The organism is Polynucleobacter sp. Fuers-14, from assembly GCF_018882045.1.
Classification (GTDB): Bacteria; Pseudomonadota; Gammaproteobacteria; order Burkholderiales; family Burkholderiaceae; genus Polynucleobacter.
In genome coordinates, this window is sequence record NZ_JACVPG010000018.1 from 19233 (window position 1) to 41860 (window position 22628).

Annotated in this window: 15 protein-coding genes; 7 read left to right on the top strand and 8 right to left on the bottom strand. The window is 46.8% G+C overall.

What is annotated here, in order from left to right:
* Positions 1-5: 5 nt before the first annotated feature.
* Both glcE and ICN40_RS09705 read right to left on the bottom strand, forming a co-directional pair.
* Positions 6-1151 (bottom strand): glycolate oxidase subunit GlcE, encoded by a 1146-nt coding sequence (glcE, locus tag ICN40_RS09700; protein ID WP_216243725.1) that lies wholly within the window; start codon positions 1149-1151, stop codon positions 6-8.
* Positions 1151-2641, bottom strand: a complete 1491-nt coding sequence (locus ICN40_RS09705) for an FAD-linked oxidase C-terminal domain-containing protein (RefSeq protein ID WP_216243751.1) — start codon at positions 2639-2641, stop codon at positions 1151-1153. Before ICN40_RS09705 ends, glcE begins: the two co-directional genes overlap by 1 nt.
* A 42-nt stretch (positions 2642-2683) precedes the next feature.
* Here ICN40_RS09705 and ICN40_RS09710 point away from each other — a divergent pair, with 42 nt between their 5' ends.
* Positions 2684-3253, top strand: a complete 570-nt coding sequence (locus ICN40_RS09710) for a cob(I)yrinic acid a,c-diamide adenosyltransferase (protein WP_072582808.1) — start codon at positions 2684-2686, stop codon at positions 3251-3253.
* A 42-nt stretch (positions 3254-3295) separates the two neighbouring features.
* Here ICN40_RS09710 and ICN40_RS09715 read toward each other — a convergent pair whose 3' ends face one another.
* The 4 genes from ICN40_RS09715 to ICN40_RS09730 are packed head-to-tail and all read right to left on the bottom strand — an operon-like array spanning position 3296 to position 10953.
* Complete coding sequence (locus tag ICN40_RS09715; protein WP_216120378.1) at positions 3296-4420, bottom strand: 3-deoxy-7-phosphoheptulonate synthase; 1125 nt, start codon at positions 4418-4420, stop codon at positions 3296-3298.
* 30 nt (positions 4421-4450) lie between these two features.
* Positions 4451-5941: a metalloprotease TldD gene (gene tldD, locus ICN40_RS09720; protein ID WP_255561301.1), complete on the bottom strand. Its 1491-nt coding sequence runs from the start codon at positions 5939-5941 to the stop codon at positions 4451-4453.
* Positions 5942-5961: 20 nt separating this feature from the next.
* A complete protein-coding gene (locus ICN40_RS09725; RefSeq protein WP_216243726.1) occupies positions 5962-6795 on the bottom strand; it encodes a carbon-nitrogen hydrolase family protein in 834 nt (277 codons plus the stop codon).
* A gap of 6 nt (positions 6796-6801) precedes the next feature.
* Positions 6802-10953: a YhdP family protein gene (locus ICN40_RS09730; RefSeq protein ID WP_216860764.1), complete on the bottom strand. Its 4152-nt coding sequence runs from the start codon at positions 10951-10953 to the stop codon at positions 6802-6804.
* A gap of 77 nt (positions 10954-11030) precedes the next feature.
* Between ICN40_RS09730 and glnE the strand changes: the two genes are divergently transcribed.
* Complete coding sequence (gene glnE / locus ICN40_RS09735; RefSeq protein WP_216243727.1) at positions 11031-13844, top strand: bifunctional [glutamate--ammonia ligase]-adenylyl-L-tyrosine phosphorylase/[glutamate--ammonia-ligase] adenylyltransferase; 2814 nt, start codon at positions 11031-11033, stop codon at positions 13842-13844.
* A gap of 13 nt (positions 13845-13857) precedes the next feature.
* Here glnE and recN read toward each other — a convergent pair whose 3' ends face one another.
* Both recN and ICN40_RS09745 read right to left on the bottom strand, forming a co-directional pair.
* Positions 13858-15528 (bottom strand): DNA repair protein RecN, encoded by a 1671-nt coding sequence (gene recN / locus ICN40_RS09740; protein ID WP_216243728.1) that lies wholly within the window; start codon positions 15526-15528, stop codon positions 13858-13860.
* 26 nt (positions 15529-15554) lie between these two features.
* Positions 15555-16460, bottom strand: coding sequence for an NAD kinase (locus ICN40_RS09745; RefSeq protein ID WP_072582913.1), 906 nt, complete (start codon positions 16458-16460; stop codon positions 15555-15557).
* Positions 16461-16497: 37 nt separating this feature from the next.
* Here ICN40_RS09745 and hrcA point away from each other — a divergent pair, with 37 nt between their 5' ends.
* The 5 genes from hrcA (at position 16498) to dnaJ (ending at position 22609) form a co-directional block, all read left to right on the top strand.
* Positions 16498-17508: a heat-inducible transcriptional repressor HrcA gene (hrcA, locus tag ICN40_RS09750; RefSeq protein ID WP_215358563.1), complete on the top strand. Its 1011-nt coding sequence runs from the start codon at positions 16498-16500 to the stop codon at positions 17506-17508.
* A gap of 51 nt (positions 17509-17559) precedes the next feature.
* A complete protein-coding gene (hemH, locus tag ICN40_RS09755) occupies positions 17560-18654 on the top strand; it encodes a ferrochelatase (protein ID WP_216243729.1) in 1095 nt (364 codons plus the stop codon).
* Between the two features lie 66 nt (positions 18655-18720).
* Entirely contained in the window at positions 18721-19269 is a 549-nt protein-coding gene (gene grpE, locus ICN40_RS09760) for a nucleotide exchange factor GrpE (RefSeq protein ID WP_216243730.1), read from the top strand.
* Positions 19270-19434: 165 nt separating this feature from the next.
* A complete protein-coding gene (dnaK, locus tag ICN40_RS09765; protein ID WP_216243732.1) occupies positions 19435-21372 on the top strand; it encodes a molecular chaperone DnaK in 1938 nt (645 codons plus the stop codon).
* Between the two features lie 100 nt (positions 21373-21472).
* On the top strand, positions 21473-22609 hold the full coding sequence (gene dnaJ, locus ICN40_RS09770; protein WP_215320918.1) for a molecular chaperone DnaJ: 1137 nt from the start codon (positions 21473-21475) through the stop codon (positions 22607-22609).
* Positions 22610-22628: the final 19 nt, after the last annotated feature.

Consider the following 22628-nt stretch of genomic DNA (forward strand, 5'->3'; position numbering starts at 1 on the left):
AATACTTATGGAAGGCGTTTAGTAGCGAATACACCTGCAGGATCAAAAGCTGATCTCAGGCGTTCTTGCACTGCCTCAAGGGCAAAGGAGTGAGCTTGCTCGGATAGCAAGGTAAAGCGCTGATTGCTAGGATCTACATTGGCACCCTGTTTAAAGCGAGTTGCATGTCCGCCATGGGAATTAGCAATGGCCTTGATGGCTTTAAAGGTAGCATCATCGCCAGGCGCTGTAATCCAACGTTGTTGACCATGCCACTCTAGAACAATTTCATCTGAGGCACCACTGATAGTAATTGGCCCACTGGCTGCAGGGAGTGCTAAGCGATAAAGCGTTTGATCGGCACCTAGATTGGCAAATGCAGAAAGTTTTTGCTCACGTAAATCATTCCAGAAATGTTCTGCGGTTTCAGGATTAACCTCAGTAGCCATAACCAAAGAACTCATGAGAGGAATTGCGGCTTTAACCGCGGCTGCGGCACCCGCAAGACGGAAAGTTAACTCTCCATCGCCGCCTGTAGTGGAGCCAATCCAGCAGCTTGCAGATAAAGGTAGTGGCTGTCCAGCCCATTCATTCAATATCTTGAGGGCTTTCTCTTGGGAGATCTGGCACCGTAAGGTTGCGGTCGCCGCAGGTTTAGGTAAGACCTTGACTGAGGCTTCTAACAAAAGAGCAAGCGTTCCCAAAGAGCCGGGCAGTAAACGAGAGACGTCATATCCCGCTACGTTCTTCATGACCTTACCGCCAAAGGAAAGATCTTGGCCTTTGCCATCAATAATGCGAGCACCCAATACAAAGTCACGGAAGTTGCCCACAGCAATGCGCCCTGGGCCAGCAAGTCCGGCGGCAATTGCACCACCAAAGGTTGCATGTTCACCAAAGTGTGGTGGTTCAAAAGCAAACACCTGATTCTTTTCTTTTAGAGCTGCTTCAATTTCTTTTAGCGGAGTGCCTGCGCAGGCGGTGATGACTAATTCTTCTGGCTGATACTCCAAAATACCGGAGTAAGTACGTGTATCTAGCTTGGTATAGCTATTCGGATTGCCATACCAAGCTTTAGTGCCACCGCCTTCAATCGAGAGCGGGGTTTTATTCTTTGCTGCATTGAGAATTTGCTCTTGGAATGCATTAATTTGTGAATGGGAGTGACTCATCAGAAGCGCTCCAATTCTGGGTGAGGCAATTGGCCGCCGCTAATACGCATACGACCATATTCTGCGCAGCGACTCAAAGTCGGAATAGCTTTGTCTGGGTTGAGTAATTTTTCTGGATCAAAGGCGCTCTTCACGCCCCAGAAAGATTCGCGCTCACCTTCACCAAACTGAACACACATCGAATTAATTTTTTCAATGCCAACACCATGCTCACCAGTGATGGTGCCGCCAAGCTCAACACAGGCTTCTAATATTTCAGTGCCGAATTCTTCTGCGCGATGCCATTCGTCTTGATCGGCACCATTAAATAAAATCAATGGATGCATATTGCCGTCACCCGCATGGAAAACATTTAAACAACCAAGGCCGTACTTTTCTTCCATGCCCTGAATGCGCTTGAGGAGCGTAGCAATATGGCGGCGCGGAATAGTGCCATCCATACAGTAGTAATCAGCTGCCAGCCGACCTGCAGCAGGGAAGGCGTTCTTGCGCCCACTCCAAAACTTTAAACGCTCGCTTTCATCTTTGGAGATCTGAATGCCACTAGCACCAGATTCTTCGAGTACTTTAGTCATGCGTTCAATTTCTTCGGCTACTTCTTCAGGGGTGCCATCAGATTCGCAGAGCAAAATAGCTGCAGCGTCTAAGTCATAGCCAGCATGTACAAACTCTTCTACAGCGCGGGTAGTAGCCTTGTCCATCATTTCAAGACCGGCAGGAATAATGCCAGCAGCAATAATGGCGGCAACTGCATTACCACCCTTTTCAATGTCATCAAAACTCGCCATGATGACACGTGCTAATTTTGGTTTAGCAACCAATTTGACCGTAACTTCAGTCACAACAGCTAGCATGCCCTCGCTGCCCATCATGATGGCTAATAAATCAAGGCCTGGTGCATCGGGTGCTAGGCCGCCAAATTCAACAATCTCACCATTCATGAGGATTGCACGCACGCGAAGAACGTTGTGCAGAGTAAGCCCATATTTAAGACAGTGCACACCACCGGAGTTTTCATTGACGTTGCCACCAATTGAACAGGCAATCTGAGAGGAGGGGTCTGGAGCGTAATACAAGCCAAGATGGGCAACTGCTTCAGAAATAGCAAGATTGCGCACGCCAGGTTGAACAACTGCAGTGCGGGTAAATGGATCAATACTGATAATTTTCTTGAGCTTGGCTAATGACAGTACCAACCCCTGAGAAATAGGCATTGCACCACCCGAGAGACCAGTTCCCGATCCGCGAGGCACTACGGGGATTTGCATTGCATAGCAAATCTTCAAAATTTGGGTAACTTGCCCTTCTGTTTCTGGCAGAGCTACTGCCAAAGGCATCCGACGGTAAGCGGCCAGACCATCACATTCATAGGGAATGGTGTCTTCTGGCTCCCATAGAAGGGCATGTTCCGGCAGGATTGGGCGCAAGGCCGCAACCAATTTGGACTGAAGGGCGCTAATAGCGGCTAATTCGGGGGGTGGGGTCACCATATTCATAAGAATCATTTTAGCCATTTACCTATAATTAAGCTTATGGGAAATCGACTATCAAAAATCGCCACTAGAACCGGTGACGCAGGAATGACGGGCTTGGGTGACGGAAGTCGCGTAGAGAAGGATCACCTTCGGGTCTGCGCCATGGGCGATATCGATGAGCTGAACTCAGAAATCGGGGTTTTAATGACTGAGGAGATCCCAGCGAGCATTTCTGCTGAATTACAGGAGCTTTTTCTGCAGGTGCAGCATGATTTATTCGATTTAGGGGGTGAACTTTGCATCCCTAATTACAAACTGCTCAATCCTGAGCATGTAGCGCAGCTAGATGTTTGGCTCGAAAAATACAACAAACAATTACCCCCTTTGACTGAATTCATTTTGCCGGGCGGGACTCGCGCTGCCGCTCAAGCGCATGTTTGTCGCACCGTATGTCGCAGGGCAGAGCGTTCGATTGTTCGCTTGGGTTGGGAAGAGCCTTTATATGATTCCCCTCGTCAATATGTCAACCGCCTATCTGATTTGCTCTTTGTGCTTGCACGTATTTTGAATCGTGCGGCTGGCGGTTCGGATGTGTTGTGGAAGCATGAAAAAAAAGAGACTAAATAAATTAGTCTCTTTTATTAGTAGTACTTAAAAAATACTGCAGTATTACTTTTTCTTGCTTCTACGTTTCTTAACGGCTGTAGCTAGACGCTCTAGTACCTTCACAGAGTCATCCCAGTTGATGCAGGCATCCGTAATGCTCTTGCCGTATTCCAATTTACTTGGGTCATCTTTTCCTGGCGTAAATTTCTGAGCACCATCATTTAAATGACTCTCAACCATCACGCCAAAAATCTGGTGTGAGCCAGACTCAATTTGCTGCGCCACATCGTCAGCAACCACAATCTGACGCTCATGCTTCTTACTTGAATTGGCATGGGATAAATCAACCATCAAACTGGCTGGAAGCTTGGCTGCCTCTAGCTCAGAGCAGGCCGCTTGCACAAACTGAGCTTCATAGTTTGGCTCTTTGCCACCACGCAAAATCACGTGGCAATCTTTATTGCCTTTAGTTTCCACAACCGATACTTGACCATTTTTATGAACGGATAAGAAATGATGAGGGCGACCTGCTGCTTGAATCGCATCGGTAGCAATTTTGATGTTGCCATCAGTACCGTTCTTAAATCCGATAGGTGCGGATAGGCCAGATGCAAGTTCGCGGTGAACTTGGCTCTCAGTAGTACGCGCACCAATAGCACCCCATGAAATCAGATCCGCAATATATTGCGGAGAAATCACATCTAAGAATTCGCTACCAGCAGGCATGCCAAGGCGATTAATTTCCATTAGCACTTGGCGCGCAAGGCGAAGACCTTCTTCGATGCGATAGCTTTCATCCAGATACGGGTCGTTAATCAAACCCTTCCAGCCAATAGTAGTGCGTGGCTTTTCAAAATACACGCGCATCACAATTTCTAATTCACCAGCAAAACGCTCGCGCTCAGCTAAGAGGCGTTGGCAATATTCCAACGCTGCTTTTGGGTCATGAATGGAGCATGGTCCGATGATCACGAGTAAGCGGTCATCTTTGCCATGAATAATGTCGCGGATCTTTTTGCGAGTGTTGCTGATCAACGCTTCAGTAGGTGTTCCAGAAATCGGAAAGAAACGGATTAAATGCTCTGGCGGAGGCAGAACAGAAATGTTGTCAATGCGTTGATCGTCAGTATCTGAAGTCTTGTCGACAGCAGAGTACCAATTGGCGGGATTCGTATTTTGTTGGCTCATCCAGCTATTTTAAGCCGTAATTAGCCAGTATTAGGCAGTCCCACCCACAGTCAGGCTATCAATCCTCAGGGTAGGCTGCCCAACCCCGACTGGAACACTTTGCCCTTCCTTGCCACAAACCCCAACCCCACCGTCTAATTTCAGATCATTTCCGATCATAGAAACCTGTTTTAGGGATTCTGGCCCGCTACCAATAATGGTCGCGCCTTTGACGGGATATTGAATTTTGCCGTTCTCAACCCAGTAGGCCTCTGAAGCAGAAAACACAAATTTGCCACTAGTGATATCAACCTGACCACCACCAAAGTTCACTGCGTATAAACCGCGCTTGATGCTGGCGACAATTTCTTGAGGATCCTCTTTACCGGCCAACATATAGGTATTTGTCATGCGCGGCATTGGCAGCGAAGCAAAACTTTCACGGCGACCATTGCCGGTGAGGGGCATATTCATGAGTCGGGCATTCAGGCTGTCCTGAATGTAACCTTTCAATATGCCGTCTTCAATTAAGGTGGTGCATTGAGTGGGAGTACCTTCGTCATCGATATTCAGAGAGCCTCTGCGTCCAGATAAAGTTCCATCATCCACAACGGTGACACCTTTAGCTGCAACACGTTGTCCAATGCGACCAGCAAAAGCAGAGGATCCTTTGCGATTAAAGTCACCTTCGAGACCATGACCTACTGCCTCATGCAATAGAACGCCAGGCCAGCCTGGTCCCATTACAACTGTCATTGGACCAGCAGGCGCTGGGCGCGATTCCAGATTTATTAGGGCTCCGTCAACAGCCTCATCGACATAGCGATTAATCAAATCAGTATTAAAGTAAAGATAGTCATGACGTGCACCGCCGCCAGAAGAGCCTGATTCACGTCGACCATTCTGTTCTGCAATAACGTGTACCGAAACGCGTACTAGTGGGCGTACATCTGCCGCTAATAAGCCGTCTGCACGCACAACCAATACAACATCAAATTCCCCAGCCAGACTGGCCATCACTTGGATGATCCGTGGGTCACGTGCTTTAGCGCGACGTTCTATGCTTTCCAGAAGCGCGATTTTTTCTTTGGGCTCAAGAGAATCTAAAGGATTCACATCCGAGTAGAGCTTATTGGATACGGGGTTAAACAGCTTGCTTGCAACCGCTTGCTTGCCACCCTCTGGCCCAATTACTCGAGTAGCTTTGGCTGCTTTATTTAATGCTTCTAAATTAATCTCATCCGAATAAGCGAAAGCCGTCTTATCGCCATAGATAGCGCGCACACCAACGCCTTGATCAATATTAAAGCTGCCGGATTTAACGATACCCTCTTCAAGACTCCAACTTTCACTCCGAGTATGTTGGAAGTAAAGATCTGCATCATCAAGGCGATGAGCAAATAGGTTGCCAAAGGTGCCGTGCAAATCTTGCTCGGATAAGCCGGTTGGTTCGAGCAAAATAGATTTGGCTAGTTTGATGAGGTCTGCTTGCTTTTTGGCTTTGGTCCAATTGGCGGGGAATAGTGCTTCTGGTGCATTCATGTGATTCAGCAAATCTTTCTTTAAAGCGTGCGATGCGTAAGTGCGGGTAACTTAGAGCGTACCTCGTTTAATTTATCTTTGCACAAAACCCCAGAAATAAAGCCTTCCCCCTCAGGGAGGTTAGCCAAGATGCTGCCCCAAGGGTCAATCAACATACTGTTGCCCCAAGTGCGACGTTGATTTTGATGAATGCCGCCTTGGGCAGATGCTAATACGTAACATTGGTTTTCGATAGCGCGAGCACGCAAGAGGATTTCCCAATGGTCCTTGCCGGTTGTATAGGTAAAAGCCGCAGGGATGATATGGCAATCTACCTGTCCAAGGGCGCGATAGAGCTCTGGGAAGCGCAGGTCATAGCAAATACTTAAACCAAAGGTCCAATCATTTCCGCCAATTGAAATTTTTAAGAGGCCCGGCGCATTGCCAGCCTCAATTGTTTCGGATTCTTGATAACGCTCAGTGGCTGTTTGAAAACCAAATAAATGAATTTTGTCGTAACGAGAAATTTGCTCACCGGCAGGATTAAAGACGAGGGTTGTATTGAGTACTTTATTGGGATCTTTTGCTTCCAGCGGAATAGTGCCTGCCACTAGGTAAATATTATTTTGTTTTGCAATATCCGAAAGTTGTTCTTGGATGGGGCCGTTTCCAATACTTTCGCGGGCCCGTACTTTATCGGTGTCCTTAAGGCCCATTAAGCAAAAATACTCTGGCAAGACGGCTAGTTGTGCGCCTTCAGTTGTAGCTGCAGCGATGAGTCTGCTTGCTATAGATAGATTCTCCTGTACATCAGGGGTAGAGACCATCTGAATGGATGCAATCTTGAGATCGGCGCTGCTTGCTGATGGGCTCATGATGATTTAGTTAGCAATTTTATTGGAGTTGCCTGAATTGGTTGGGTTACTTTGTGGTCCAGAGTTAGTGCTGTTTGGCTTGCTTTGTTCTTTTAACAAGTCTTTGCTGCGAATAGTGTCTAATGTTTTCGAGTCAATTGGCTGACCCTTTTGATCAAGGGGAATCACTTCTGGATCATCCCAAGAGCCCTGGACCAGATAGTCTGATTGGAGATTTCGGTTAATTTGACTCGTAATTAAGTACTGCCCAACCAATGCGCCCAGACCTACGATGGGATTAATAGCAAAGGCAGCCAATGAGCCGGCTGTTGCATCAATTGTTGGGAATATAGTGACACGTAAATCTTGCGTTTGTTTGGGGATATTGATTTGTCCATTCATGGCAACCCGTGCTTGGTCTAAACCCATTGTGAATTGTTTTGTTTGAGCAACTCCAGAGCTAATATCAAAAGAAGCATCAATCGAATTAAACGGAGTTCCCTTAGTCACAATATTGCCCACGCTTCCCTTGAGGTCCAAAGTAGCAAATCTAAACAAACTTTGTAGACTGAGAACATCCAGTAGCTTAGCGCCGCTAGTATTCACCTCTAACAGGCGACCTTTTTCAAGATTCAAAGTTACCTTACCGGCTAGAGTGTCATATTGAGGTGTGAAAGGAGTGCCATCCCACTCCACGTTACTTGTGAGTTTGCCCTGGCCACCTTCGACTGATTTTTGGCTGGTCCAATGTCCAATAATTTGACCAGCATCCTTAATGTCTAAATCAACATTCACCGTTGTGTGCTCAGCTTGATTCTGAGCAGCACCAACCCAGCGACCAGTCAAAACAGAGCTACCTTGGGGGTTATTAAATTGAATGGAATCCATATTGAGGACGTTGTTATTTGTCCTAGTTTTAATTTTCACCTGACCAAGTTGAGCCTTGCCCCAGTTGAAGTCATCAATAGCTAAGTCAATACTGGGAATGGAGTCAGGATTAACCGCAGTTTTGACAGGAAGATTTTTTGAGGCTGGCTTTTTGACCTCAATTGGAGCGCTGACTTTCTCGGGAAACTTGAGTCGTGCTAAGCGCCCACTAATTAAACCGCTTGGTTGTGACTTATTGGGTTCTGTATATTGCAGTTGACCGGCGATGGAGGGTGAATTAATGCGCATTTGCCAAGCAGCATTTTTATTGCTTGCTGAAAAATTCAGATCCTGCCAATTGCGCTCAAACAAAATGACTTTTTTTACTTGGGCGGCAATTTGAATGTTGCTTGGATTGTTTTCTTCTGCTTTAGAGGCGCCTTTTTTCTTTTGGCTTCCTAAAAAATCTTGCCATATATCGAGATTAAGTTCTGCACTTGCAAGATTGAGTTGAAATCCTTGAGTCGGTGGGACTGCGGCAGTGCCAATACCTACCGCATGACGAAGAGTGTCATCACTGCCAAGCTCACCTTGAATAAAGTAGGTATCACCAATTTTTCCATCCCATGTAAACCGACTGGGGGCGGAGGGTGATTTCGCAAAGGACTTCAGAGTTAATTGGCCTGACATGGGTGTCCCCGACTGTTTTTTCGCGGGGGCTGGTGCTGAACTAGCCCAATCACGCATATCAATCTTGAGATTGGTTTCGCTATTGCCTTTATTAAAATGAATGGCACCCTCATACCTTGCTATGCCGCTCATTGCTTGCAAAATCGGCGCCACCTGAACCGATGCATCTTTTGCAAAGTAGTCTCTAATAAAGCTAGCGCTAATATCGCCTGAGATGTTGTAGCTCTGGCCGCCTTGATTTGGCGTTGCGCTTGAAATCTTAATAGCGCCACCTAGGAAATTAGCGGTGATATCTTCGAATTCAGGATTGATCTCGGTTATACGAATCTTTCCTTTGAGGTTATCCAGAGGAGGCAAGTCATCCCACTGGACTCTGTTGCCAGGAAAACTTAATTGAATGTCAGTTTTGGTGTCTTCATTCCCTGATAGGGGAATGCTAAGAGCCAAATTGAGCTTGGTGGGTCCTGTAACCTTTAGATTGCGCTCAAGCGCAACCTGCTTTTTACCAACAGGTGAGGCAAATAGATATTCAAGCAGTTGTGGGGCGTCACCTTGAGCCTCACCATTTACTGTCAGAAGTAATTGTTTTGCGCTCACACTAGGAATTTCTGCATGAAATTTGCTTAGTGCAACTTGTTTGTAGTTTGCTTGATCAATGTCTACCGTAAAGTTGGCATTCTGCATATTGATCATGCCATTTACTTTATTGAATGCGGGCCAGATGCCTTGTGCGGTAGATGAGCTTGGCACTGGGCTGAAAGTAGCGTCAGTAACAGGAAGTTTGAGGCTAAATTCTACGGTACCCGATTTGGGGAAGGGCACTTCATTAGGATCACCTTTAATATGCAAGCTACCATTTTTGATGATGCCTGCATCAAAGGCTTTACTTAAATAGGATTTGGCATCACCACCCATGCCAACGGGTAAATAACGATAGGCAGTTTTGAGGTCAGCATGAGCAAAATTCATGTCCAGGTTCATGAAGTCAGGATTTTTACCTTCACCAATGATGTAATTGAGATTGAGCGTGGTTGAAATCTCAGAATTACTAAGCGCCAACTGCTTTGCATTAACGACCCAATTCCCTTTTTGTTTTGCCCAAGAAATTTGACCATTGGCTTGATCAAGCTTGATTTTTGGATCAACCAATAGGTCCTTAACCTCGAGCTCTAGATCGCTGGATTTAATCGAGAAGCTGCCCTTGTTTTGGTCGGCAGAAAGGAAGCCAGACAGTTTGGATACTGAAGGCATAGCTTTATTGATGCCAACAAAGCTGAGGTCGATGAGTTTTCCGCTCACAGTAAAGTCTACTTTGTTCGACTTGAACCAGCCGCCGGGAATATTGAGGGCAGATAAGGGTGATTTACTTTCAGACCAATTGATATCGAGATCTTGTAACTCACCATCAGCTTGTGAGGCTTTAATCCACTGATGAACTTTTTTAGATAGCGGTAGGTTGAGGGCAAATAATGCAACATCTTCAACCGAAATCTTTGGCGATGAAAAACCAAACTCTTTAATTTCCCCGTCTCCTGCTGGTGGTCTCCAGCGGAAAGTCATTGGGCTTAAATTCTCGAGGGGGGTAGATGCTGGACTCTCAATATCACGCCAGGCAAATGTCTTGGTAGTAACAGATATCAATCCATTATCAGTTTCTTGAACCAGGTTGGTTTCTAGCCTTCCAAGAGAAATAGCATCTTCATCTTTAGATAGTTGAATAGTTAAACGATCAGCAGCAAGATAAATTTCTCCGCCATCAGGTTTGCCGTTGTCAATTTTTAATTTTCCATTGGAGTTCACTACTCCCTCAAGCGTATTGAGCGAGAGAGCAAATTCATTTGCTATTTGAGTGAGCTGGAGTTCATTTATATTCCAAGAGATAGTCCCGATCCAATCGCGCCAATTACCCGCTTGGCCGCCGATATGGTGAACAAGATCAATATCAAGCGAGACCGGCCCTTTGGTCCAGGGGGTAATGACACTCAGTGAGCCTTGATGGCTACGAATGCCGTTGCTAAGAGAAAGGTTTTGAATATCTATTGAAGTAATGGGTTTCTTTTTGAGTTGATCATCCCAAAATAATTTGACATTACTTACACGAATCTCATTTTGAGCAAAGAGCCAATTCTCAGTAGAGTAGTCATTGGATTTTCCATCTATGGGTATGCCGGCAATAGTAATGACGCCTTTGCCATTACGTTGCCCATAAATTTCAGCGCCCTCGATATTGAGCTCATGAAAGAATGGTGCTAGGTGATAAAAAGTTGCCCAGCTGAGTTGTCCATTAATCTTCTGAATGAGTAAGAGCGGTTTCGCTTTATCGGGCGCGTTGAAGCGCAAACCTTCAATTTCAAAATTAGGTCTAATGCCCGTCCATGAAACTTGTAGAGAGTCCATAGATACATCGGCACCAATGCGAGCGCTAATGAGTCTTTCAACGGAGGTTTTGGATTTCTCAATTTGCGGCCAAAGAACAAACCGCACGCCCACATGCACCAGCACACAAAGAGCCAAAACAACGCCCGTCAAGATGAGGGCACGCTTACGCCAAGCCCCGTTCGAACCTTGAGGACGTTTAGCAAGCACGCTCTTGAGGCGAGGCGGGATGATGTTTTGCAGCATGACCTCCATTATCCTTCAGCCCCAGCCTGATCGACAAGCTTCTGGCTTGGGTCTTGGGGTCGGATTAAGATGGGGGAATGGATGATTTTTCCCGGCAAATCGATTTTTTAGAGCAACACTCGACTTATGCGCGACGTTGGCTAACTGCTCACCCTGAGTGGCTTGAGTGGCTCCGTATTCAAGGGCAGAAAAAAGTCGATATACAGGGCATTAAGGCCTTGCTAAAAGACTGTGGTGTCGATGAACGGGCTGATTCGCAAGACGAGGCCCTATGGATGACCAATTTGCGTTTGGCAAGGCAGCGATTGATGCTCTGGGTTGCATTCAGAGACTTAAATGGCATGGCCGCCTTGCAAGAGGTGACTCAGGCGCTGAGCCATTTTGCTGAATTAGCAGTTTCCGCATCGATTGCCTTTATTAGGGAAGACCTCAAAGCCCGTTTCGGCTTGCCTTGGAGTAACGCAACGCAATCAGAGATGCCGCTCATGGTTGTCGGCATGGGTAAATTGGGTGGCCTTGAACTCAACCTGTCATCAGATATCGATTTGATTTTTCTCTATGAGCATGAGGGTGAAACCACTGGTGGGCCTAAGAGTTTATCCAACCAGGAATGGTTCACGAGAATGGGCAAACGCTTAATTAAGCTGCTTGCTGAGCACGACGCCAATGGGTTTGTTTTTAGGGTGGATATGCGCCTTCGTCCCAATGGAGATTCAGGACCCCTGGTATGTAGTTTGGATATGCTGGAAGAATATCTATTGGTTCAGGGGCGAGAGTGGGAGCGCTACGCCTGGATTAAAGGTAGATTAATCGCGCCTCTACCTGGTGCCCCAGATTTTTCTCGCTGCCAAAGAGGGCTTGACCAACTGATTCGTCCCTTTGTGTATCGTCGACATTTAGATTACGGTGTGATTGCCTCCATTCGGGATTTGCATGCGCAAATTCAGGCAGAAGCAGAAAAACGCTCTTCGGGTCATCAGGGGCGTTCACGTGACATCAAGTTAGGGCGCGGGGGCATTCGAGAGATTGAGTTTTTGGCGCAAATGTTTCAACTCATGCGGGGCGGTACAGATCCTCGCTTTAGAGTCCGCCCAAGCTTGGAGGTCTTAGATCTCATTAAGCAATGTAGCATCTTGCCCGCCGATGAGGTAGATGCCTTACAGGCGGCCTATGTTTTCTTAAGGCGCTTGGAGCATCGTATTCAGGTATGGGATGACCAGCAAACCCACTATCTGCCTGATGATGCTGAAGTACGGTCACGTTTGGCGATTTCAATGCAAGGTCAAGAAGTAGAAGTAAGCGCTTTTATGGCTGAACTGGAGCGGCATCAAAATAAGGTTGCTCAACTTTTTGAAAAAGCATTTTTACTGGACGATGGCTCGCGTCTCGAGATTGCGCCCTTAGCTCGGGACTGGGCGCCTGACCCAATATTTTTCCCTGACTCCTATATTCGTTGGCAGTCGTGGATTGATAGCCCAAAACAAAAATTACTGCCGAAAAAAAGTCGTTTAATTTTCGATAACTTGATGTGTAAGGCGGCAGAGAGTTTGCAGATTGAAGCTGCTACCTCGGCACATGCTGACCAAACACTATTGCGTTTGTTTGATTTGCTTGAGGCAATTGCGAGGCGTAGTGCCTATCTTTCCATTTTGGCCGAGTATCCCAGGGCATTATCTAATGTGCTTGACTTACTCAAGGCGTCACAATGGGGTGCGCAATATCTTACGCGTCATCCACATTTACTGGATCACTTATTGAACTCTCAAACCGAGAGAACTTTAATCGAGGATCCATCAAGATATTGGACCGAGGTGCGAGCCAATCTCAATATGCGGCTCGATGATGTTGTGGCCGATAGTGATGGCTCTGAGCAGGCGATGGATATCCTACGAGTCACCCATCACAACGAAACCTTCATCACGCTATTGACGGATCTAGGTATTGGCGTGCAACAAGCGTTGCCGGTGGAGCGGGTTAGTGACCACCTATCTGCTTTAGCGGATTTAATTTTGCAGGCGACATTTGAGCGGGTTTGGCCTAGTGTGGCTCAAAAGTTTGATTTACCTCTCGAAGCTAGTCCTCCATTTGCAATTATTTCTTATGGCAAATTGGGCGGCAAAGAATTAGGCTATGCCTCTGATTTAGACATTATCTTTTTGTATCAAGCGGAAGACTCAGACTATGCGGCTCAAGAAGTTTATGCCTTGCTAGCAAAGCGCATGATTAATTGGTTAACTGCGTTTACTTCTACTGGTAGCTTATTTGAGATCGATACGCGTCTTCGTCCTAATGGCTCTGCTGGATTCTTAGTAACGAACGCGGATGCCTTTAAAAAATACCAACTTCGAGAAGGTGATAATGCGGCTTGGGTCTGGGAGCATCAGGCCCTTACGCGAGCTCGTTGCTCGGCCGGTAATCGGGGTGTGGGCAAATTCTTTGACTCAGTTCGTTCCGAGGTGTTAAGTCAGAAACGAAATATTGAGCAGCTCAGGGCAGAAATTTTAGAAATGCGCCGCAAGGTGCATGCAGGTCATCCCAATACCAAGACTGATTTTGACTTAAAGCATGATTCTGGCGGTATGGTCGATATTGAATTTATTGTCCAGTTCTTGGTCTTGGCTTATGCCCATCAGCATGCTCAACTCATTGGCAATCTAGGTAACATTGCTTTGTTGCGAATTGCTGGTGATGTGGGCTTAATTACCCAAGAGGCTGCACTCACTGTTGGCAACGCGTATCGACTGTTGAGGGCTCGTCAACATCGCTTGCGTTTGGATGGGGTCGAAAAGACCCAAATTAATCTAGAAAATGAGCTTGAGCTTATTGCGGCAAGAAATGCAGTTCAAGCGCTTTGGCTGGAGATTTTTAAAGCGCCCTCAAGTATTGGCTAGAAGTAATGCAGCTTTAGTTTTGCTCTAGTAACTCACGGGCATGACGACGAGTGGTGTCGGTAATGGTAGCGCCACCAAGCATGCGGGCCACTTCTTCCACCCGTTCAGCCCTACCCAAAATCTGTACTTGCGATACCGTCTTCTCACCGTTTTGAGATTTGCTCACTTTGAGGTGATGGTTGCCTTGAGCCGCTACCTGTGGCAAATGGGTTACACATAAGATCTGGTGAGATTGACCCAATTGATGCAATAGTTTGCCTACTGTTTCAGCAACTGCGCCACCAATCCCCGCATCCACTTCATCAAAGATGAGTGTAGGAGTGAATGAGGCTTTGCTTGTAATAACGCTAATTGCAAGGCTAATACGTGCCAGCTCTCCACCTGAGGCTACCTTAGCAAGTGAGCGAGGAGTGCTACCAGCATGACCGGCTACTAAAAATTCAATTTGCTCAAGACCTTGGAATCCACCCTCGCTAAGTGGTGCCAAAGCAATCTCTAGGCGCCCACCTGCCATGGATAAATCTTGCATGGCATTAGTCACTAAATCGCCTAGCTCTTTGGCGGCCTTACTGCGTTTTTGTGAAAGCTGTTTTGCTAGCTTTAAATAAACTGCTTCTTCTTGTTTGACTTGATCTCGGAGTGCTTCAATATTTTGGGATGCGGTTAAAGCATCCAGTCGCTCTGATGTCTCCTGAAGAAGTTTTGGTAGTTCCTCAACTTCTGCACGGTATTTTCGAGCCGTGCTATGCAATGCTTGCATCCGCTCTTCTACTTCGGAAAGTCGAGCGGGATCTAAGTCAATCTTTTGCAGGTAACGATTGAGCCCATGAATGGCTTCATCTAGCTGAATGCTGGCTGACTCTAGTGCTTGATTGATCTCGCCTAAGGATGGGTCATGCTCCGCTAGGGCGCCTACATTGGCGCATACCTTCGACAAGGTAGATTCCAGGGAGTTATCGGCATCACTCAACACTTCAATTGCTTCTTGGCAACCACCAATTAACTTTGCACCATTTGCTAAGCGGGCGTGCTCGCTTTGAATGTTGACCCATTCACCTTCTTGCGGGGAGAGTTCGGTGAGCTCTTCCAGTTGCCACTCAAGGCGCTCACGTTCGCGTTCAACATCTTGGCCTGCGTTTTCTGCTTGCTCAAGACGGCGACGAGAATTGGCCAGTGTTTTGAAGGTTTGGGCTACCTCTGCAGAGAGTGGTAGCAAGCCAGCGTGGCGATCGAGAAGTTCGCGTTGAGCACCACCCTTTAATAAGAGTTGGTGGGCATGTTGTCCGTGAATGTCCACTAGCTGATCACCAGCTTCGCGTAATTGCGCTAGCGTCGCAACGCTGCCATTAATAAAGGCACGACTACGTCCATTACTTTCTACGGTTCTTTTGAGTAATAAGCTTTGGCCCTCATCTTCAATGGGGAATCCTTGCTCATCAAGCCACTGACTAAACGATTGCACTAGCTCTGGCTCAATCCGAAAGAGTGATGAAATTTCTGCGCGGTTACTGCCTTCACGTATTTGGCTGCTATCAGCACGCTCACCCAGCACTAAACCAAGGGCGTCTAGCAGAATTGATTTGCCTGCACCGGTCTCGCCGGTGAGCACAGTAAACCCGCTTGAGAAATCTAGCTCTAGCTGATCAACAATGACAAAGTCACGGAGTGAGATGGTTTGAAGCATGTATTAGCGTAGCAAAAAACTCGACATCAGAAAGTCGATGGGTATTCATTCCAGTGCAATTTCTCACGCAAAGTCTTGTAGTCACTGTGATTGCTGGGGTGTAATAGATCAATAGTTTTATCAGACTGACGCACTTCAATCTTGTCACCGCTTTGTAAATTCGTTTGTGATTGCATGTCGAAATTGACAATCACTTCAAGTCCATTAACCACCTCAATCACCGTGACACTATCCTCCGGCAAAACAATTGGCCGATTGGAAAGTGAGTGTGGCGCAATCGGGACAAGCAATATACCTGCCACATGTGGATGCAAAATAGGTCCGCCTGCAGAGAGTGCATAAGCAGTTGAGCCGGTAGGGGTGGACACAATCAAACCATCGGATCGTTGGTTATACATAAATGAACCATTGACGTGCACTGCCAACTCGACCATTCCTGAAATGCCAGAGCGATTCACGACAACATCATTAAGCGCTAATGCGCGATTAATTTCTTTGCCATTACGAAGAACTACAGCATCGAGCAATGTGCGCGTATCGGCTTCGTATTCCCCGGAAATAATTTTGGGTAGCGTAGTCTGAACCGACTGAATTGGAATATCAGTCATATAACCAAGGCGACCCATATTGATTCCAACTAGCGGAACATTGCTGCCTGCTAATTGACGTGCAATGCCCAGCATGGTGCCATCGCCTCCCAAAACAACAACAAGGTCAATTGCTCCAGCAAAGTCTTTCGCAGTTTTTGTGGGGTAGGTGTTCAAACCAAGGTGAGTGGCTGTCTCAGACTCAATAAAGACCTCACAACCCAATCCTGAGACTACTTTGGCTAGGTCTTTTAGGTGCTCCTCAATGCCATCAGCATGAAATTTGCCGACAAGCGCAACCCGGCTAAATGCCTTTTTGCTGGAATTTGGGGATGGGCTTAACATATAACGATTAAACCATAGGCATAAAATCCCTTCCACCATGGATGAACGTTCCCGCGCCTTACTAAAAACTCTCATCGAGCGCTATATCGAGGAGGGTCAGCCTATTGGCTCGCGCACACTGTCTAGATTCTCGGGTTTGGACCTCTCCGCAGCCACTATACGTAACGTGATGGCGGATTTAGAGGAGATGGGGCTTGTTACCAGCCCCCATACTTCAGCTGGCCGCATTCCAACCCCCCGGGGTTATCGCCTGTTTGTGGACACCATGGTGACGGTGCGCCCATTGGAGGCGATGGCTGCTAGAGAGGTTGAAAAAGGCCTTCTACCGGATTCTCCTCAAAGGGTCCTGAACTCGGCGGCGCAGATTTTGTCCAACTTGACCCATTTTGCTGGTGTTGTCATGACGCCCAAACGAGCCCAGGTTTTTAAACATATTGAGTTCTTGCGCTTGGGCGAAGGCAAGATATTGCTCATCATGGTTACGCCAGAGGGCGATGTACAAAATCGTATATTGCCAACCACTCAGGATTACACGCCAAGTCAACTCATTGAGGCGGGTAACTTTATCAACGCCCAGTTTGCTGGAAAAAGTTTTGATCAAGTGCGTATGCATCTGAAATCCGACTTAGATAATTTGCGTACAGATATTGCTGGCTTAATGGCTTTGGCTTTGCAAACCGGTGTTGCTGATTACGACATGGGGCGGGGCGACATGGTTTTGTCTGGTGAGCGTCGCTTATTGAATGTTGGAGATTTAAGTTCCAACCTCGATAAATTACGCAAGATGTTTGATATGTTGGAACAAAAATCGGTACTCATGCAATTGCTCGACGTATCAAGTCATGCGGATGGTATTCAAATATTTATTGGCGGTGAAAGTGATTTATTGCCTTATGAGGACCTCGCTGTAATCAGCGCCCCATATAGCGTAGACGGTCAAATAGTGGGAACGCTTGGGGTGATTGGACCAACACGGATGGCATATGACCGAGTGATTCCGATTGTGGATATCACCTCAAAATTACTATCGGGCGCCTTAAGCTCCTGAGTACAGGCCTAACTTTTTATATTTAAAACTCATTACCAGAGACAGAACATCTTGAATCCGAATCCGCATCTACGTGCTTCCAAAACCGCAGTATTGCTTTTGAACTTGGGGACACCATCTGCTCCAACATCTAAAGCGGTACGTGCCTATTTAAAAGAATTTCTTTCGGATCCACGCGTAGTAGAAATTCCGCGCATTATTTGGTGGTGCATTTTGAATGGCATTATTTTGCCAATTCGTAGTGGTGCTTCTGCGAAAAAATATGCCTCTATTTGGTTGCCAAAGTTAGGCTCTCCCTTAATGCACTACTCACGCTTGCAGGCGAAAGAATTGGGCGAGAAATTTGCCAATGAGGGGCATGCAGTTTTAGTGGATTTGGCAATGCGCTATGGCCAGCCCTCTACACAGGTCGTCCTGGAGAGCCTGAAGGCACAAGGTATGGAGCATTTATTGTTATTGCCTTTGTACCCTCAATACTCCGCTACAACCACGGCGTCTAGCTTTGATGAAGTCTTTCGTGTTTTAGGTACTTGGCGCGATCAACCTGAGCTGCGTTCAGTAAAGCACTATCACGACAACCCTGCTTATATTGCCGCATTGCGTGATCAAGTGTTATCGAGCTGGGATAAAGATGGCCGTCCAGATTTTGCAAAAGGCGATCGTTTTGTAATGTCTTTCCATGGTTTGCCAAAGCGTAATTTAATGAAGGGTGACCCCTATCATTGCGAGTGTCTGAAAACAGGTCGCTTGCTGGGCGAGTCTCTGGGTTTAGAGCCTGGACAATATATTGTGACCTTCCAGTCCCGCTTTGGTAAGGCGGAATGGTTAAAGCCCTATACAGCTCCAACAATTGAAAAGTTAGCCAAAGAAGGTTGCCAGCGCATCGATATTTTTTGCCCTGGATTTCCGGCCGATTGCTTGGAGACCTTAGAAGAGATCGCCATGGAAGCCCGCGAAATCTTCCTAGAGCATGGCGGTAAAGACTATCGCTATATTCCCTGTCTAAACAGCAGCCCCAAGTGGATAGAGGCTTTGAGCGATATTGCTCATCATCATCTTCAAGGCTGGTCTTTAGGCGTGGAGTCTGACGCTGAATTAGCGAAGCGTAATGAAAGGGCTGAGCTGGCTGAAAGAATGAAGTCTTGAAATTGCAACAATCAGCCCCATATTGCAAAGTAATAGCCATCTTTATAGAAAAGTAAAATAGCGTCCATGACACAAGAAAACCAAAACCCATCCCCAGAGCAAGAGAATCCTTCTGCAGAGCCACTCAATGAGGCTGCAGCAGAAACTCCGCCTGTAAAAACGCCTGAACAGGAAATTGCCGAACTCAATCAAAAGATTGGTGAGCTGCAAGATAACTTCTTGCGCGCTAAGGCGGAAGGAGAAAATATTCGTCGCCGTGCCGTGGAAGATATTGCGAAGGCGCATAAATTTGCGATTGAAAGTTTTGCAGAGCATTTGGTGCCTGTGACGGACAGTCTTTATGCTGCATTGAGCACTGATGCTGGTGATGCCAAAGCTTTTAAGGAAGGTTTGGAAATCACCCTTAAGCAGCTACTGTCTGCATTTGAAAAAGGCCGCATGACAGAAATTAACCCAGCTGTTGGGGATAAGTTTGACCCGCACCACCACCAGGCTATTGCTTCAGTACCTTCCGAGCAAGAATCCAACACAGTGGTTTCTGTATTGCAGCGGGGTTATACCGTGGCTGATAGGGTTTTAAGACCTGCTTTGGTGACGGTCAGCGCCCCAAAATAAGCTAAAAAGGGGCTAAAACCCTAAAAAGTCATAAAAAAGGTAGAAAAAGGCAGATTTCTGCCTTTTTTTGCTCTTTATCCCCTTGAAATCCCTTTTTTAGACCCCACTTACTGGGTATCGAAATATTTATCAGTACAACAAACAATTTAATTTTTTGGAGCAATTATGGGAAAGATTATCGGAATCGACTTAGGAACCACGAATTCATGCGTTTCAGTCGTTGAAAACAATGCACCTAAAGTTGTCGAGAACGCTGAAGGCGGTCGCACAACTCCATCCATCATCGCTTACGTTGAAGATGGCGAAGTCTTGGTTGGTGCGCCAGCAAAACGTCAATCAGTGACGAATCCTAAAAACACCATCTACGCAGTGAAGCGTTTGATGGGTCGTAAATTTACAGATCCTGAAGTTCAAAAAGATATCGGCTTGATGCCTTATTCAATTATTGCAGCCGATAACGGCGATGCTTGGGTTCAAGCACGCGATAAGAAAATGGCGCCACAACAAGTGTCCGCTGAAATCTTACGTAAGATGAAGAAAACTGCCGAAGATTATCTCGGCGAAGAAGTGACAGAAGCCGTGATTACTGTTCCTGCTTACTTTAATGACAGTCAACGTCAGGCAACTAAGGATGCTGGCCGTATTGCTGGTTTAGATGTGAAGCGCATCATTAACGAGCCAACTGCTGCTGCATTAGCGTTTGGCTTGGACAAGCAAGACAAAGTGGATCGCAAGATCGCTGTGTATGACTTGGGCGGCGGTACATTCGACGTATCCATCATTGAGATTGCTAACGTTGATGGTGAGAAGCAGTTTGAAGTGCTCTCCACTAACGGCGACACCTTCTTGGGTGGCGAAGACTTTGACCAACGCATCATTGATTGGATCATTGCTGAGTTCAAGAAAGAACAAGGCGTTGATTTGAGTAAAGACGTATTGGCGTTGCAGCGTTTGAAAGATGCTGCTGAGAAAGCCAAGATTGAATTGTCATCTGCGCAGCAAACTGAAATCAATTTGCCATATGTAACAGCTGACGCTAGCGGTCCTAAGCATTTGAACTTAAAGTTGACCCGTGCCAAGCTAGAGTCTTTGGTTGAAGAGCTGATCAGCCGTACCGCTGGTCCTTGCTTAACTGCCATTAAAGACGCTGGTGTAAACGTAGCGGACATCGACGATGTAATTTTGGTTGGCGGTCAAACCCGCATGCCTGCTGTTCAAGACAAAGTAAAAGAAATCTTTGGTAAAGAACCACGCAAAGACGTTAACCCAGATGAAGCTGTTGCTGTTGGCGCTGCAATTCAGGGTTCTGTATTGTCTGGCGATCGTAAGGACGTATTGCTCTTGGACGTTACCCCATTATCATTGGGTATCGAAACTCTTGGTGGCGTCATGACCAAGATGATTCCTAAGAACACCACGATCCCTACCAAGCATTCACAGGTTTACTCAACTGCGGAAGATAACCAGCCTGCTGTAACCATTAAGTGCTTCCAAGGTGAGCGCGAGATGGCTGCTGCAAACAAGTTGCTAGGGGAATTTAACCTTGAAGGTATTGCTCCTGCGCAACGCGGTATGCCACAGATTGAAGTAACTTTTGACATCGATGCTAACGGTATTTTGCACGTAACTGCAAAAGACAAAACCACTGGTAAAGAGAACAAGATCACCATCAAGGCAAACTCTGGTTTGACTGAAGAAGAAATTCAACGCATGGTGAAGGATGCTGAAGCTAATGCCGCCGAAGATAAGAAAGCGCTTGAGTTGGTAACTGCTCGCAATACTGCAGATGCCTTGGCTCACTCAACCAAGAAGGCTTTGGAAGAGCATGGTGCTAGCTTAGAGGCTTCCGAAAAAGAAGCGATTGAAGCGGCCTTGAAAGACTTAGACGAAGCCATTAAAGGTAGCGACAAGGAAGCCATTGAAGCTAAAACAGAAGCTTTGGGTAAAGCAAGTCAGAAGCTGGGCGAAAAAGTCATGGCGGCTGAACAAGCTAAAGCTGGCGGTGCCGCACCTGGTGGAGCTCCTGGTGGTGCAGCCCCTGGCGCCGCCCCTGATGCGGATGTTGTTGACGCTGACTTTAAAGAGGTTGATGACAAGAAGTAATTTTGCAATTAGACATTCATTAACGTAGTTTTGATGTACTTAAATAACAAGTCGGCCTCGTGCCGACTTGTGTCATTCAGGTTGTTGAGAGGAATAGGCCGTGCCTAAAAGTAAACGCGATTTTTATGAAGTGCTTGGTGTAGCAAAAGGTGCCAGTGACGATGAGTTGAAAAAAGCTTATCGCAAGATGGCGATGAAACATCACCCTGATCGCAATCCCGATAGCAAAACGGCTGAAGCCCAATTTAAAGAAGTTAAAGAAGCTTACGAAACCTTAACCGACCCCAATAAGCGCGCGGCTTACGACCAATATGGTCATGCTGGCGTCGACCCATCTATGGGTGGCGGATTTGGCGGTGGCGGTTTCGGGGGCGGTGGATTTTCTGATGCGTTTGGGGATATCTTTGGGGATATCTTCGGTCAAGGCGGCGGCCGTCATTCTGGCCCTCAAGTCTATAAAGGCGCAGATTTACGCTACAACATGGACATTACGCTTGAGCAAGCGGCTGAAGGCTATACAACCCAAATTCGTGTACCTAGCTGGAGTAATTGCAAGCCTTGTCATGGTACCGGCGCAGAGCCAGGATCTAAGGCTGAGACATGCACAACCTGTAATGGTCATGGTCAAGTGCGTGTGCAGCAAGGCTTCTTCTCCATGCAGCAAACTTGCCCTAAGTGCCGCGGCACTGGCGAGTACATTCCTAAGCCATGTAAAACTTGCCACGGCAGTGGAAAACACAAAGAACAAAAAACACTTGAGATCAAAATACCGGCAGGCATTGATGATGGAATGCGTGTCCGCTCAGTGGGTAACGGTGAACCAGGTGTCAATGGTGGACCATCCGGCGATCTTTATGTAGAGGTGCGTGTTAAGCCGCATAAAGTCTTTGAGCGTGATGGTAGTGATTTGCATGTACAAATGCCAATCTCTTTTGCGACAGCTACTATCGGTGGTGAAATCGAAGTGCCAACACTCTCTGGTCGCGTGGAGTTTCCAATTCCTGAGGGAACTCAGACGGGTAAGACTTTCCGCTTGCGTAATAAAGGCATCAAAGGATTGCGCTCAACCATGGTGGGCGATCTTTTTGTTCACGTTCTGGTAGAGACGCCGGTGAAGCTCACTGATGAGCAAAAGAAATTGTTGCAGCAGTTTGATGACAGTCTCAAATCTGCTGGCGACAAACATAGCCCCCAACAAAAGGGTTGGTTTGATGGTGTAAAGAGTTTCTTTAGCTAGTAACTAGTGGGCAGGCAAG